Source organism: Dyella amyloliquefaciens, from assembly GCF_004296575.1.
In the GTDB taxonomy this organism is placed as follows: Bacteria; Pseudomonadota; Gammaproteobacteria; order Xanthomonadales; family Rhodanobacteraceae; genus Dyella; species Dyella amyloliquefaciens.
In genome coordinates, this window is sequence record NZ_SAYT01000007.1 from 384,513 (window position 1) to 399,676 (window position 15,164).

Annotated in this window: 3 protein-coding genes and 1 tRNA gene; 3 read left to right on the forward strand and 1 reads right to left on the reverse strand. The window is 64.6% G+C overall.

Annotation, left to right across the window (positions count from 1 at the left end):
- The first annotated feature begins 197 nt into the window (after window positions 1–197).
- A complete protein-coding gene (locus EPB08_RS17690; RefSeq protein WP_165418532.1) occupies window positions 198–13,397 on the forward strand; it encodes a filamentous haemagglutinin family protein in 13,200 nt (4,399 codons plus the stop codon).
- 292 nt (window positions 13,398–13,689) lie between these two features.
- Window positions 13,690–14,010: a hypothetical protein gene (locus EPB08_RS17695; RefSeq protein ID WP_130620420.1), complete on the forward strand. Its 321-nt coding sequence runs from the start codon at window positions 13,690–13,692 to the stop codon at window positions 14,008–14,010.
- A 479-nt stretch (window positions 14,011–14,489) separates the two neighbouring features.
- On the opposite strand, the gene EPB08_RS17700 is transcribed toward EPB08_RS17695, so the two are convergent.
- Window positions 14,490–14,564 (reverse strand) — tRNA-Val (locus tag EPB08_RS17700).
- 133 nt (window positions 14,565–14,697) lie between these two features.
- On the opposite strand from EPB08_RS17700, the gene EPB08_RS17705 reads away from it, so the two are divergent.
- Complete coding sequence (locus EPB08_RS17705; protein WP_130620631.1) at window positions 14,698–15,039, forward strand: lipid-A-disaccharide synthase N-terminal domain-containing protein; 342 nt, start codon at window positions 14,698–14,700, stop codon at window positions 15,037–15,039.
- Window positions 15,040–15,164: the final 125 nt, after the last annotated feature.

Consider the following 15,164-nt stretch of genomic DNA (forward strand, 5'->3'; position numbering starts at 1 on the left):
TCCGTGAGACAGGTGGAGCGAAGCAGGGCGTGCTCATGAAGTTTTGGTGACAACGGTTCAGTCGCGCTGCATGGCGGACGTCTTTACTTCCGATACGCAGCGTCTTTTCGAGCGGCTTTCCGCGCATGGGGAAAGCGTCTCTACGCGTCCGGGACGCGAACGCCAGCAGCCATGAAACGACAAGGGATAGGGGTCTCGTGAGCAAGACGGTCAGGTCGCAAAAGGTTTCCGCCACATCGTCGCGCGCCGTACCTGGCCGACGCCCCCTGGCGCAGTGGATTGCCGCTGCACTGGCCATGAGTGCCATGCATGCGCATGCCGGCACACCGGCGCTCAGCCAGGCCTGGCTGGCCGGGCAGCGTAACAACGCCGCCGCGCCAACGCCCAATGCGAACGCCGCCACCGGCAATCTGCCCGATACAAGCGGACTGGCCGCGCAGACCTCGGGGCAGTTGTTGCAGCAACGCGTGGTGCAGCAATCCATCGCCAATCTCAACAATGCGGCGGCGGCCGTCGCCGCGCAGATCAGCGCGCAACAGGTTGCCCAGCAGGCCGCGCAGCAGTTGGCCAATCCGGTACCCGATGGCATCGCCGCAGGCGGCCTGCAGGTGGCGGCGGGTGTGTCCAGCAATCCCTTGCTGTGGCAGAACGCCAGCGTGCCCGTGCAGACCACCGGCGCCGGCAAGACCACGGTGCAGGTCAAGCAGACGGCGCAGAAGGCCATCCTTACCTGGGACAGCTTCAACATTGGCCGCAACACCACGCTCTATTTCAACCAGAGCGGCGGCACGCAATCGGATAACAGCAACAACTGGATCGTGCTCAACCGCATCACCGATCCCAGTGGCAATCCCAGTCAGATCTTTGGCCAGATCAAGGCCGAAGGTACGGTCTACCTGCTCAACCGCAACGGCATCCTGTTTGGCGCGGGCAGCCAGGTGAACACGGGCTCGTTGCTGGCCAGTTCGTTGGACCTGTTCAGTAGTGACGTCAATGCCAGCAATGCGGCCTTCTTCAATGGCGGCATTTCAGGGGCGCAGTCGAACAACGGCTTGTTTTCGAGTGCATTCACCGATGGACGAAACCACGATGTGGTGATTGAAAAGGGTGCGTCGATCACCACGGGCGCGCAGGGCTTCGCGCTGATCGCTGCGCCGAATGTATCCAACGCAGGATCGATCGTTGCCAACGATGGGCAAGCCATTCTTGCCGCCGGTTCCAGCTTCGCCAATCCCAAGGGAAGCGCCAGCGGCGGCGCGCTCCAGCTGCTCAATACGTCGACGGCCAGCACGGGGCAGGGCAATGCATCGAACACCGGCCTGATCGAGTCGCGGCGTGGGCAAGTGCATATGCTCGGCTATAACGTGCTGCAGGGTGGCGTGGCGCTGGCTTCGACCAGCATCAGTTACCCGGGCAGCATCGAACTTACCGCCGGGCTGGGAGGCGTGCCGGATGCGTCGGCACCCGGTGGCGCGCTTTTCACTCAGAGCGGTAGCCTGGTACTCGCGCCAGGCTCGGTCACTGCGATCCTGCCGGAGAAGGACGGCAGTACCACGTCATCCACCGCGGCGGCGGACGCGGCTTTCAAGGAAAGCTCGCTCGCCCTTTACGGCGGAACGGCTACCTTCCAGGCGGGTTCGCTGCTGGAAGCACCGAGTGCCTCGCTCAGCGTCACGGCCATGACCGATCAGGGCGATACACGCCCCACGTCTGGCCGGATCTATGTCGATGCGGGCGCCGTGGTCGATGTATCAGGTCTCGCAAACGTCAGCCTGCCCATGTCGGCGCTGTTGGTGACCGTGCCGCGAGTCGGCCAGAACGAGTTGGCTGACTCGCCGTTGTTGCGCAACAGCTTTCTCTACACGCAAAAGAACGTGCTGATCGACAGCACGCAGAGTGGCACGCGTGCCGACGGGCTCGACTGGGTGGGGAGCCCCATCCTCAATGTGGCCGGCTACGTGCGGAACATGCCGCGCGACATCCAGCAGCTGATGACCAAGGGCGGTGCCGTCTCGCTCAACGGCGACGAGGTCATCGTGCGCAATGGCGCGCAACTGAACCTGGATGGCGGCTATGTCGCCTACCAGGCGGGCTGGGTGACCACGCCGAATCTGCTGGGCGCGAATGGTCGCGTCTACAACATCGCCAACGCCGATCCCAACATGGATTACGTGGGTTTCGCGGGCGATTTCTCGGTGGTGCATTCGCGCTGGGGCATTACCGAAAGCTACAACAACCCCTTGCTCGCCGGTGTCGGGCGGTGGGACCCGGGCTACGTCGTGGGTAGCGATGCCGGTACGCTCAGCGTGACAGCGGGCAACGCGCTGGTGCTGGATGGACAGATCAGCGCGCAAGCCTTTACGGGTCGCAACCAGGCGGAGCAGGGCAAGCAGCCCAGCGGTGGCACCTTCGACCTGAACGATATCGGCACGGCTTACTTCGAGCGGACCAATTACGCCAAGGGCATCCTGTTGCAGCAGTCCGCGCTGGTGCTGGACAACGAAGTACCGGGTTTCGACGCAAGCACGTCGTGGGATGCTGTATTGGCATCGCAACCCGCGGATACCGGCGTCGCGACGGATCAGCGCTACTGGCTGCCGGTGTCGGCCGACATGATCCAAAACGCGGGGCTTGCCAACGTCAGCCTTACCGCGAGTCAGGGTGGCAAGTCATCATCCAGCGGTGAGATTGTCGAGCAGGCCGGCACGCAGTTCAGCGTCGTGCCGGGCGGCAGCATTGCGCTGTCCGGATCACACATCGACCTGTTCGGCACGCTGAGCGCTGCTGCCGGAACCATCGCGGTCACGTCGGTGGGGCCTTCCGTGACATTGGGCTTGGGCACGCAGGCGTCGCCGGACCTTCCTGTCGACGGCAACATCACCGTCGGGACCGGCGCGACGCTGAGCACGCGCGGCCTGTGGGTGAACGACAGCGGCCGCGGTGCAGACGGCCAGATCGGCGATCGCTACGTCAACGGCGGCTCGATTTCGCTGACCACGCAGCAGGCTTTGCAGCCGACGAACGGCAGCCTTGACGGCACGGGCTCGATCATCCTGCAAAACGGCAGCACGCTGGATGTGTCCGGTGGCGGTTATGTCGGCATCAACGATGTGGTTGAACGCAGCCAGGGTGTGCCAGTGGGGCACGGAGGTGACATCACCCTCACGACCTATGCGGTCGGAAGTGCGGCATTCGGCAGCGGTGTCTCACCTCCCAGCTCGCTGGACAGTGGTGCCCTGGTGCTTGATGGCAGGTTGCTTGGCGATGGTTTCAGCGGTGGCGGCACCTTGGCGCTGCAGGCATCGGCGATCCAGATCGGTGGCGATCCGGCTTCCGTCCCGGTGACCAGCGGGCTCTATCTCGATCCGTCGTTCTTCAGCGGCAAGGGTTTCGACAACTACCAGCTCACCGCCATCACCGACGGCACCATCGCGCCGGGCGCGCAAGTGGTCGTCGCGCGCAACAATCTGTTGCCGATTGACCAGGCCTTGCTCACGGCCCCGACGGGGACGGATCTCTACGCCACCGATGCAGCGCATCCCGATGGCATCTATGCCATGGAGGGCGCGCTGGATGCCTATCATCGTTACGTCACGCGTGAGACATCCGCTGATCACGGCCCTGGTTTTTCGCTGACGGCGGGCGGGTATCTCAATTGGTTGAAGGAACTCAACCAGAGCGCCAGCATACCGTCCTACGCGGGCGTGAGCGGGTCGGTGACGCTGGGGCAGGGTGCTGACATCGTGGTCGATGCGGGCGGCAACGTTGCACTTGCCGGTACGCAGGCGACTGTCGTGCAGGGGAATATCACAGCGCCGGGCGGAAGCATCAGCCTGTCCACCAATCAGCTGCGCCGCCTGAAGGGGCTGCCGGCAGTCACGCCCGAAGTGTGGCTAGGGGCTTCCTCGCTGCTCGATGCGTCGGGCGTGAGCCTGATCGACCCGTGGGCAACCGCGGTCAATACCGCCGATGCGGCGAGCGGCCTGCTCGGTCAGCGCGTGCCACGCACGGGCGTGGTGCTCGATGGCGGCGACGTGACGCTGATGGCGCGTGGTGGCTATGTGGTGGCGCAGCAGGGCAGCGTCATCGATGTGTCGGGTGCCTCGGACACTTTCGATCTTCCGACGCAGGGCGGTGGCGTGCTCGGCGCCACGACGCAGTACACGCCGACGCCGGTGTGGAGCGATGCCGGTAGCATCTCGCTCGCCGCCGCGGCAGGGCTGTATGTCGACGCCACGCTGGATGCGCATGGCGGTGCGGCGCAGGCAGAAGGCGGCAGCCTCAGTCTTTCCGGCCTTGGCAAGGTGAGCCCCCAGCAAGGGGCGCCGGCGGCGACAGGCATCATCCTGCAGCAGTCCGGCATGCTCGTGCCCGATGGGCTGGCGCCCGGCACTGCCGTGGAACAGGGCGCGCCGTCGGGCGTGCTGCATTTCGCTGTCGATCGACTGGCGAACTCGGGTATCACATCGCTGACGATAGGGCCGGACCCCTCGATCAATGCCGACGCGAACTTCTCGGTCGCGGTGCCGCTCGCGTTTGCCGGCGACGTGAACCTTTCGCTGGGCCGCTTGTTCGTGGTCAATGCACCGGCCTTGCAGGCGCTGTCCACCGGAGCGACTACGCTGGATTCCGGCACAGGCTATGTTGCCGGTGGCGGCCATGTGCAGATCACTGCCCCCTATGTCAGCCTCACCGGAGGCGTGAACGGCAGCACGGCGGCGCAGGCAGCGCCGGTCGCACAGGCCGGCGACGGCACATTGCAGATCGATGCCGCCTTCATCGACATGGGTGGCTGGCTGGACCTGCAGCGCTGGGCCAATGCGGACTTTGTTTCCAGCGGCGACATCCGTTTCACCGCGCCGGCGAACCTCGCCTATACGAAGGCCGTGGAGCACGCGGGCCTGCTGTTCACCACTGGCAACCTGCAGTTGCAGGCGGCGCAGGTCTATCCGGCCAGCGACTATCACTTCGTGATCGACGCCAATGCATCGGGCATCAAGGATGCAGCCGGCAATGCATTGTCGACCACGGTGTCCATTCTGCCCAATGGCAACAGCACGGCGCCGCTGTCGGCCGGCGGTGCGTTGCTCATCAGTGCCGATCGCATCGAGCAGCAAGGCACGCTGCGGGTGCAGTCCGGCACGCTGGTGCTGGGCGTGAGCGATCCTGTGGCGCAGGCCGCGGCGTTCGGCATCGATCCCAGCGTGTTCCCGCTGGCGGTCACCCAGTCGGTGCATCTGGCGCCGGGCAGCCTTACGTCCGTGTCGCTGGATGGGCAGACCGTGCCCTACGGCACCACAGTCGACGGCGTGGAGTGGCGCTACAGCGGCGATCCCCTGGCAAGTTCGCCGGATCTGGCTTCGGCACCGTCGAAGCAGATCGAGCTGTACGGCAGCACCTTGTCGCTCGATGCCGGTGCAGGCATCGACGTTTCCGGCGGCGGGCATCTGCAGGCCGCCGAATGGGTGGCCGGCACGGGCGGTTCGCGGGACGTGCTGTCGCAATACGGGACCAGTTATGTCGCCAGCACCACCGGCGTGCAGGTGCCGCAGTACGCGGATGGCCGGGCCATCTACGCGATCATCCCCGGCTATGCTTCGCCGGTCGCCGCGCAGGACGCGGCATTCCAGAACGGCGCCGGCGCGGGCCCTGCGGTGGGTCAGCAGGTCTATCTGTCCGGCGCGCCGGGCCTGCCAGCCGGCTATTACACCTTGCTGCCAGCCAAGTACGCGACCTTGCCGGGCGCGTACCGCGTGGTGCAGGACACCAGCGCGGTCGACACGGTGCTTGGCCAGTCGGCCACGCAGCCCGACGGCACGCTCGCGGTGAACGGCTATTTTGCCGACGCACTGACGGGCGCGCATGCCGCACGCAACACCACCTTCCTGGTGCAGTCGCAGCCGGTGTGGCAGCAGTATTCGCAGTACACGCTGACCGACGCGGACACCTTCTTCCCGAGCCTCGCCGCCAAGAGCGGCCTGGTGGCGCCGGCCGCCGTCGCCGATGCGGGACGCCTTGCGCTCGCCGCCGGGCAGACGCTCGATCTGGGCGCCACCCTGACCGCGACGCCCGCTACGGGTGGCCGCGGTTCGTTGGTGGATATCGCCGCGCAGGCCATCGACGTGGTCAGCGCGGGCCAGTCCGGTATGGACGGCTATTTGACGGTGACCGCCGACGGTCTCGATGCGCTTGGTGCCGGAAGCCTGTTGCTCGGCGGCACGCGCCAGTTAACCGGCAACGGTTACCAGGTAACCACCTCGGCGGACAGCGTGGTGCTGTCCAACGATGCGGCGCATCCGCTGCAGGGCCCGGAAATCCTGCTGGCTGCGAACGGATTGGGGCATGCCGGCGCGCAGGGCGTGGTGCTGAAGGATGGCAGCGCACTGGTGGCCAGCGGCACGGCATCAGGCAGCACCAGCCTGCCGCTGGTGTTCGGCGTGGCGGCTGGCACGGATGCCAGTGGCAAGGCGATTGCCGGTGTCGACGGCGATGGCGCCTTGCTGCGTGTCTCGCAGAACGGCGCAACCGGAATCGTACGCAACGACACCTCCACCACCGGCGTGGGCCAGCTCACCATCGGTGCGGGCGCCCTGGTCAACGGCGGCAATGCCCTGACCCTGGACGCCACCGGCGCGACCAGCGTGGACGCCACCGCGGCGCTGTCGGCCAAGGCCATCGACAGCTACAGCAACCAGATCTCCTTCGTGGGCAGCGATGCATCGCTGGCGTCGGGCGGCGGCGGTTTCGTCATCGGCCCGGACACGCTGAACCTGCTGCGCGGCGCGCAGAGCGTCACCCTGCGCAGCCGCGGCAACATCGGCTTCTACGGCGACGTCACCATCGATCTGGCGCACGACCTTGGGCTTAGCGCGGGGACGTTCACCAGCGATGGTGGCGCGGTCAGCATCCAGGCCGATCACCTCAGTCTTTCGAATGACCTGGGCGCGGCCAATCTGGCCTTCACCGCGGGCAACGGACAACTGACCGTGCACGCCAGCGAAGTGGATTTCGGCGCAGGCAACACGGGCTTGAGCGGCTTCGGCCGCTTCGCCGCCACGGCCGCCCAGGGCATGAAGGGGCAGGGCAGCGGTTCGTTCAATGCGGGTTCGGTGGACGTCGACCTGACCACGCCCTGGCTGCTGGCAGACAACGCAGCGGACAGCCAGCTGACCACCACGGGCGCGTTGAGCGTCATCGGTACACAGGGGGCGCTACTGACCGACGTCATGGGCGGCGCGCTGCAGCTCAACGGCGGTACGGTAGCCATCGGCACCCTGGTAGGCGCACCAGCGGGCAATCTCACCATCGACGCCAGCAACGGCGACGTGATGGTTGCCGCGGGCGGCAAGTTGTCCGTCGCGGGTGTCAACAAGACCTTCTTCGACACCACGACGTACGCGCCGGGTGGTGCCTTGAGCATCACCTCCGAGCATGGCGCGGTGACGTTCGCGTCGGGCTCGATGCTGGACTTCTCCGGTGCTGGCGCCGGTGGTGATGCGGGCAGCCTGTCCGTGCAGGCGGCGACCCAGGCCAACTTCGGCGGCACGCTGTCGGGTGGCGCCATCAGCGGTTATCGCGGTGGTTACTTCACGCTGGGCAGCGGCAGTGCGGTCGATCTCGATGCGATGGTCGACGTTGCCAATGCTTCCGGCGCCACCGGGCTGTTCCAGGTGGTGAGCGGTGCGGGCAACCTGAGTCTTGCGGCCGGGCACACGTTGCAGGCGCAGCAGGTGTACCTCAGCGCCAACGGCAGCGATGCCGGCGGCGGCCAGGTGCTGATCGACGGCACGGTCAATGCCGCCGGTCACTATGGCAGCACCATTTCGCTGTTCGGCAACAAGGGCGTCGACGTCGAAGGTTCGCTGATCGCCACGAGCGACGTTCCCGCCCAGCGCGGCGGCAGCGTCACCATCGCGACCAGCGGCACGCCGGACGGTTCGCTCAATACCACGTACGGCTACGAGAACGTGCAGGCCGCGGACTCCGGTCGCATCGAGATCGGCGCCCATGCGCTCATCAATGTTTCCGGCGGTTCCGCCGACGCGTTGTCGGGCGGCTCGGTGAGCCTGCGCGCGCCGCTGTTGGCGAACGGTGACGTGCAGATCGGTGTGGATGGCCGGATCGTCGGCGCGCGCGTCGTCACCATCGAGCCGTATGCCGTGTGGAGCACCAAGGACAAACCCGCGGACCCGGCCAAGTACTTCGATGGATTGATCGACCCGGCCGGCTGGTACAGCGCCGACGGCAGCATGGTGGCGGGTACCTGGACGGATGCCTCGGGCAAGATCCTCGCCGCGCCGGCCGATGCGGCCACGCTGACGCAGTATCTGCAGAACGATTACTTCATGCCTGACAGCTTGGATGCCGCGCACGCGGGTTTCTACGGCTACGTCGACGGCGATGCCAGCAAGGGCGCCGGCACGTTGATGTCCTATGTGCAGCAGCCGGGCTACAGCTTTGGCGGCCGTTACGCCGGCATCGCCAATGTGCAGTTGCGGCCGGGCATCGAGCTGGACAATCCGGCCGACGGTACGCAGCAGGGCAAGATCTCCGTGCTGACCAACTGGAACCTCGGCGCGGGAACGACGCAAGCCGATGGCAGCATCGTGCTGGCTTATCGCTACCAGGGCATGGCACCCATCCTCACCGTGCGCGCCGCCGGCGATCTGGACGTCCAGGCCAGCATCACCGACGGTTTCTATCAGCAGAACGACGGTGCGACGCTGGCCAATGCAGCGACGCCGCCAGCACCGCCTGCACCACCGCCGCCGGTCTCGGACAACGGTTATGGCGACGCACTGGCGGAATACCAGAAGACGCAGCAGTTCCTGGACGCCAATGGCGTGTGGAACGGCACGATCAACCTGAAGGCAGGTACCGTCGCGCAAGGCCTGACGCCGGGCGGCGGCACCATCAGCATCACCAGCGACCCGTACTATCAGGCAATCCAGGCGCCGTTGACGGCGCAATCGGCCAATTACTACACCAACTACGATGCCTATCTCGGCGAGATTGGCGACGGCACGCAGTCGAGTAGTTGGGCGCAGGCTTTCATCAACGTCAACAACGTGGCATCGCGTAACTTCCTGGCCTATAGCCCTACGACGCTGGTCGCGCCGCAGCCGGGCGCCTATACCGACTACTCCGACTATGTGGCGGCTTACCAGAGTTGGCTGCAGACGAACTTCGCGTTCTCGCCGGTGAGCAAGCGCAACACCACGCCGTCGCCGTTGCTGCTGCCGATCGACGCGAACTACACCGATTACACGAGCGACTACGCCACTTACATCCAGGGACACAACGATTACTACAACTACGTATCGGTGCACGTGGGCAGCGGCGTGGTGGGAAGCCAGCTGTTCTATGCGCCGTTTGCACCGGCCGCGGATCCGACGGACCCTGCTTACGCGAAGGCGCTGGCGGAATATCAGAAAACGCAACAGTTCCTTGATGCCAATGGCGTGTGGAACGGCACGATCAACCTCAAGGCAGGCACCGTCGCGCAAGGCCTGACGCCGGGCGGCGGCACCATCAGCATCACCAGCGACCCGTACTATCAGGCAATCCAGGCGCCGTTGACGGCGCAATCGGCCAATTACTACACCAACTACGATGCCTATCTCGGCGAGATCGGCGATGGCACGCAGTCGAGTAGTTGGGCGCAGGCTTTCATCAACGTCAACAACGTGGCATCGCGTAACTTCCTGGCCTATAGCCCTACGACGCTGGTCGCGCCGCAGCCGGGCGCCTATACCGACTACTCCGACTATGTGGCGGCTTACCAGAGTTGGCTGCAGACGAACTTCGCGTTCTCGCCGGTGAGCAAGCGCAACACCACGCCGTCGCCCTTGCTGCTGCCGATCGACGCGAACTACACCGATTACACGAGCGACTACGCCACCTACATCCAGGGACACAACGATTACTACAACTACGTATCGGTGCACGTGGGCAGCGGCGTGGTGGGAAGCCAGCTGTTCTATGCGCCGTTTGCACCGGCGTCCGACCCGTTCTCTTCGGGAGGCACGGGCCCGTCCACGCCGCCTACCAAGGTGGACGTACCGGCAAGTGCGGCCAACAACAGCCCGTCGAATATGCCGTCGCTGGGTAGTCCTGCGTCGCTGGCGTCGGCGACGCTGCTGGGCGGATCGAGCTCGTCGTATCGCCTGGTGGCCGGTGCGCAGATGGATGCTGCCGATCCCCTCAGCACGGTGGCCGATGCCGGCAACGTATTGCTGGATGGTCATTTCACCGTGGTCGATACGCTTACCGCGCCAAGCTCCAGTATTTTCAACAACAAGACGCTGTTGCTTCCCACGGTGGTGCGTACCGGCACCGGTACCATCGACGTGGCCGCGGGCGGCGACATCGACTGGCTGGACAGCAGCTCGCCAGCGGCCGTCTATACGGCTGGCACGCCGGCTACGGGGACCACGGCGGACACCAGTGTTTCGGTACTCCGCGCGAATTGGAATCCGGCCGCGAGCGCTACCCTGCCGACCATGCTGAGCACGGGCCAGGTCAATCCCGACGAGGGTGGCGACGTGAGCCTTGCGGCACAGGGCGACATCAACGCCATCCAGCAGGTGCTGGATACGACCGGCGCCGTCACCAAGGGCAGCGCGGGCAGCAACATCTCGCAGTACTGGTGGCCGTGGATGCAGACGGCCAATGCTGCCAGCGGCAACGCCTCGTCCATCAATTTCGCCAACTTCGACCAGGGCGTGATGAGCGCCGGCGGCAATGTGTCGGTGAATGCGGGCGGCGATATCCGTCAGCTGTCGGTATCGCTGCCGACCACCTGGTATGCCAACGCGGACGGCACCAGCGTGACCACCGTCGGCGGCGGCAACCTGCAGGTGCATGCGGGTGGCGACATCCTGAGTGGCACGTATTTCGTCGCCAAGGGCGAGGGCAGCCTGCAGGCCGGTGGCGCCGTGGCAAGCGACCTGAGCTACACGGCGCCCTCGGGCGGCAACTACGGCGGCACGACGACGACGGTGTCGACCCTGCTCGCCCTGCAGGATGCCCAGCTGGATGTGCATGCTCGACTCGGTGTGGATATCGGCGGCGTGTTCGATCCCTCGTATCTGCTGGGCGCCAATGGTGATGCCGGTCAGTTCGGCGCGGCGCTGACGGCAGGGCGCTTCGATAGCCAGAGCTACAGTGCGGCTTCATCGTTGAGTGTGACGGCCAGTCAGGGCGATGTGAGCCTGGACTCGCTCAAGGTGCCGGGCGCGTTGTTCGGATATGGCAGCGGCATTGCCTTGGATCCGGGCTCGATACTGCCGGCGACGGTTGATCTGCAGGCCTTGTCGGGCAATCTCAATATCCTGGGTGCAGGCAGCCTGTATCCGTCGGCGACGGGCAATCTCGACCTGCTGGCCAACGGGGACATCCGTTTCAGCCAGCAGGTTTATCCGGTATCCACTCCAGGCATCTCCGCGGGTACGACCGGCTTCGGCTTGATCGACGTCGACGCCGATGCGCTGCCATCCGCGCTGCTGCCGTCCGGCAATGCCTTGGCGTCCACGAACTTCAAAGCGCTCTGGACTCTCGGCTACATCGATGCCGATGCGAGTACGGCAAGCATCTATGGCAGCGTGCTGCACGCTTCAACGCCGCTGCACGCCGACGACACGCAACCGGTGAAGATCTATGCCCTGACGGGCGACATCACGGACGGCATCGACTCGCCCGGCGGGTTCAACGAGCGCTCGCTGGAGATTGCACCGGCCAAGCAGGCGCTGGTGTACGCCGGACACGACATCGTGAACCTGTATTTCGCCGGGCAACACGTGCGCGACGCCGACGTGACCCGCATCTCCGCCGGCAACGACATCTACGACACGCCGCTCAGCACCACATTCGTGCAGACGTCCAAGGATCCCTTCGCCTATCAGCTGACGCCGATCCTGATGCTCGGCGGCCCGGGCAGCTTCCTGGTCGAGGCGGGACGCAATATCGGGCCGCTGGCCAACGAGACGGAAGCGGCCGGCAACATCGCGGTGCAATCGGGTGGTGTCGGCACCGGCATCGACACCGTGGGCAACCTGCTCAATCCTTATCTGCCGCATGCCGGCGCGGACATCAATGTGCTCTTCGGCGTTGGACCCGGCATGGATACGCAGGCCTTTATCGCCGCCTATGTCGACGGTGCCGATGCGTCGACGGGCGTGGACAGCCTGATGCCGGATCTGGTCGCCTTCATGGAGCGTCGCGTGGCGGGCCAGGTGGTGGATACCGGGTTCGCCCAGGACAAGCTCAGCGTGACCCTGACGCCGGAGCAGGCCCGCCAGTTGTTCAACCAGCAGCCCGATTATGTGCAGCGGCAATTCGTGGAGCAGTCGCTGTTCAAGATCCTCGCGGCGGTGGGCAGCGACTACAACAATCCCAGCAGCGCCTACTACGGCAAATATGCGCGCGGCTACGCCGCCATCGATACGCTGTTCCCTGCGTCGCTCGGCTATACCTCCAATGGCAGCGGGCAGGGCGGCATCAATGGCGCGGCCAAGACCGTCGATACGGGCGATCTGGATATTCGCAGTTCCACGATCCAGACCCAGCAGGGCGGCAACATCACCATCCTCGGCCCCGGTGGCGAGGCATTGGTGGGCAGTGCATCCGCGCCGCCGGTGATCACCGATGGCGCGGGTAACGTCATTGCCGGCCCGAACAGCATGGGCATCCTGTCGATGGAGAAGGGCGACATCAACGTCTTCACCGATCGCAGCGTGCTGCTCGCGCAAAGTCGCATCTTCACCGAGCAGGGCGGCGATCTGGTGATGTGGAGTTCCAATGGCGACATCAACGCCGGCCAGGGCGCCAAGACCACAGCGGAAATTCCGCCGCCGACCTACCTGTGTACCATCGATGCCTGGTGTCGTATCGACGCGCGCGGACAGGTGAGTGGCGCAGGCATTGCCACGCTGCAGACACTGCCCGGTGGCCCGTCCGGTGACGTCTATCTGATCGCGCCGCGCGGCACGGTCGACGCGGGCGATGCAGGCATCCGCGTATCGGGCAACCTGATCGTCGCCGCGGCACAGGTGGCCAATGCGGACAACATCCAGGTGCAGGGTGAAAAGATCGGCGTGCCGGTTGCGCAGGCGGTCAATATCGGTGCGTTGAATGCGGCGAGCGCCGCTGCCAACGCTGTGACCAAGGCGGTCGACGACGTGAGCCGGCAGCAGCAGGATGACGCACGCAACAAGTTGCCCTCCGTGATTTCGGTGCAGGTGCTTGGCTTCGGCGATGGCACGGGCGCCATCGACGAGAAGGATCGCCGCCGTCGCTACGATCCCAGCAGTCCCGTGCAGGTACTGGGCGCCGGTCAGCTGAGCATGCGTGCCAAGGAGCAATTGACGCCGGAGGAGCGCGCCCGGATGGCGCAGTGAGCAAGGTTTTCACTGGAACGGGCCGTGCGCACCTTCGCGCGCGGCCCGGGTAATCGGCGAATGGCGGCTGGTTGGTCCTCCCTTCGTCGGAAATGCTCGAATTCAGCAATGCGGGCGGGCTTTTCATGCCCGGCAGGGTTCCTTATTTAGTTTTTCCAATAACGAGCTCGCGCGCCACCTATGGATTATTAATTCGATGGCCATGGAAATACCCGTAGACCACCGGGAAGGTGGTCGGCTGGCCGCATTTTCGCAAGCCCTCAGGCATCTCATCGAGGCACAGCAGGAAAAGGTGGCCGAGCGCCTGATCAATCAATGCAACCGGGCATTTTCCGGACGCCTCCTCGAATATCCCGTGGTGGCCTGGCACGCGCGCTCCAGCTACGTGGTTCGGACACGCCTGCGCCGGAAGATCGAGACCGTGCCCGATGTACTCGCTGCGGACACGCTGCTGCCGCTGGTTTCCCTGCTCAATGTGTGGTGCCAGGAGGGCCGTCGCAGTGCGGTGCGCAGTGTAGTGCGCGAATTGAACAACGCGGATCTGGGCGAACTTTCATCGAAGATCGGGCTCGATCCCGAGGTCGCGACCATCATCGTCGAATTCATCGAATAACGGTGCAATGTGATTTGCTATGTGATTTTCTGAAAATGAAATGTTCATGGCGTCATCACATCCGTGACATGGTTTATGTCGACGCTAATTCGCCCTATGTTCTTGGTGGCTGGGTTGCCCTATGTCGGAGGCCACTCATTGGCCAGGACTCTTGTTGCAGGCGGCAAGCCATTGGTCTAGTTCGGAAGCCAGCAATGTGGGATGCAAGCCGGACTCTTGGCAATGCACCAATCTGCACCCAAGCGGTTGAGGCGCGCGCAGGGCATCGTCGCTGCTCGAAAGTGCTAAGGGGCTGCCTCCCCTTGGCACAACGGCACCCATGGCAGACACTGAGGCTGTATAGGGGAGTGCGCATGGGGAGTCCGTAGACTGCCCCAGTGAATGAGGGACCCAAAAGTGCACACGTCCCTAAGCGCAGGCAACAAAAAAGGCCCCATCTCTGGAGCCTCTGAAGTCCCTTGGAACAAGGGTTTATTCGGTGGTGGGCGATGCAAGGATCGAACTTGCGACACCTGCCGTGTGAAGGCAGTGCTCTACCGCTGAGCTAATCGCCCGCCGAGCGCGCAAATATACGGTGCCCCGGGGGCGGGGTCAAGGCTTTCGGTCCAAAAATTGCCATGGGCTGGGCAGGCCTGTGAAAGGTGAACGCGTACAATGTCGCGTTTAACACGTTACCGGCCCAGGCTCATGGACTTCCTGCAGCATCAACTCAACCACATCTTCCAGGCCCTGCATAATTTCGAGTTCACGCCCTGGAAGGTGGTCGGTTTCCTGGGCTCGATCATGTTCACCAGCCGCTGGTTCGTGCAGCTCTACTACACGCGCAAGCTGGGACGGGTGGTGATGCCGCTGTCGTTCTGGTGGCTGTCGGTGGTCGGCAGTGCGTTGCTGTTGTCTTACTTCGTTTTTGGCAAGAACGACTCGGTGGGCATTCTTTCCAACTTCTTCCCGGCGTTTGTGTCGGTCTACAACCTCGTTGTGCATATGCGCGAGGTGAAGCGGCGGTCGTTGGTTGAGAGTGAGGTTTGAGGGCGGCGACCGGCCTTCAGCGGTTCGTTCTTTAGCCGGCTGTTTGTGGGAGCGCACCCTGTGCGCGACGAGCCAACGAAGCGGTGATGCCGCAGCGTTTGTCGCGCACAGGGTGCGCTCCCACA

Bases quoted from the DNA above. Each gene is read 5' to 3' on its own strand.
- EPB08_RS17705 (WP_130620631.1), top strand. From the start codon at position 14,698: ATGGACTTCCTGCAGCATCAACTCAACCACATCTTCCAGGCCCTGCAT.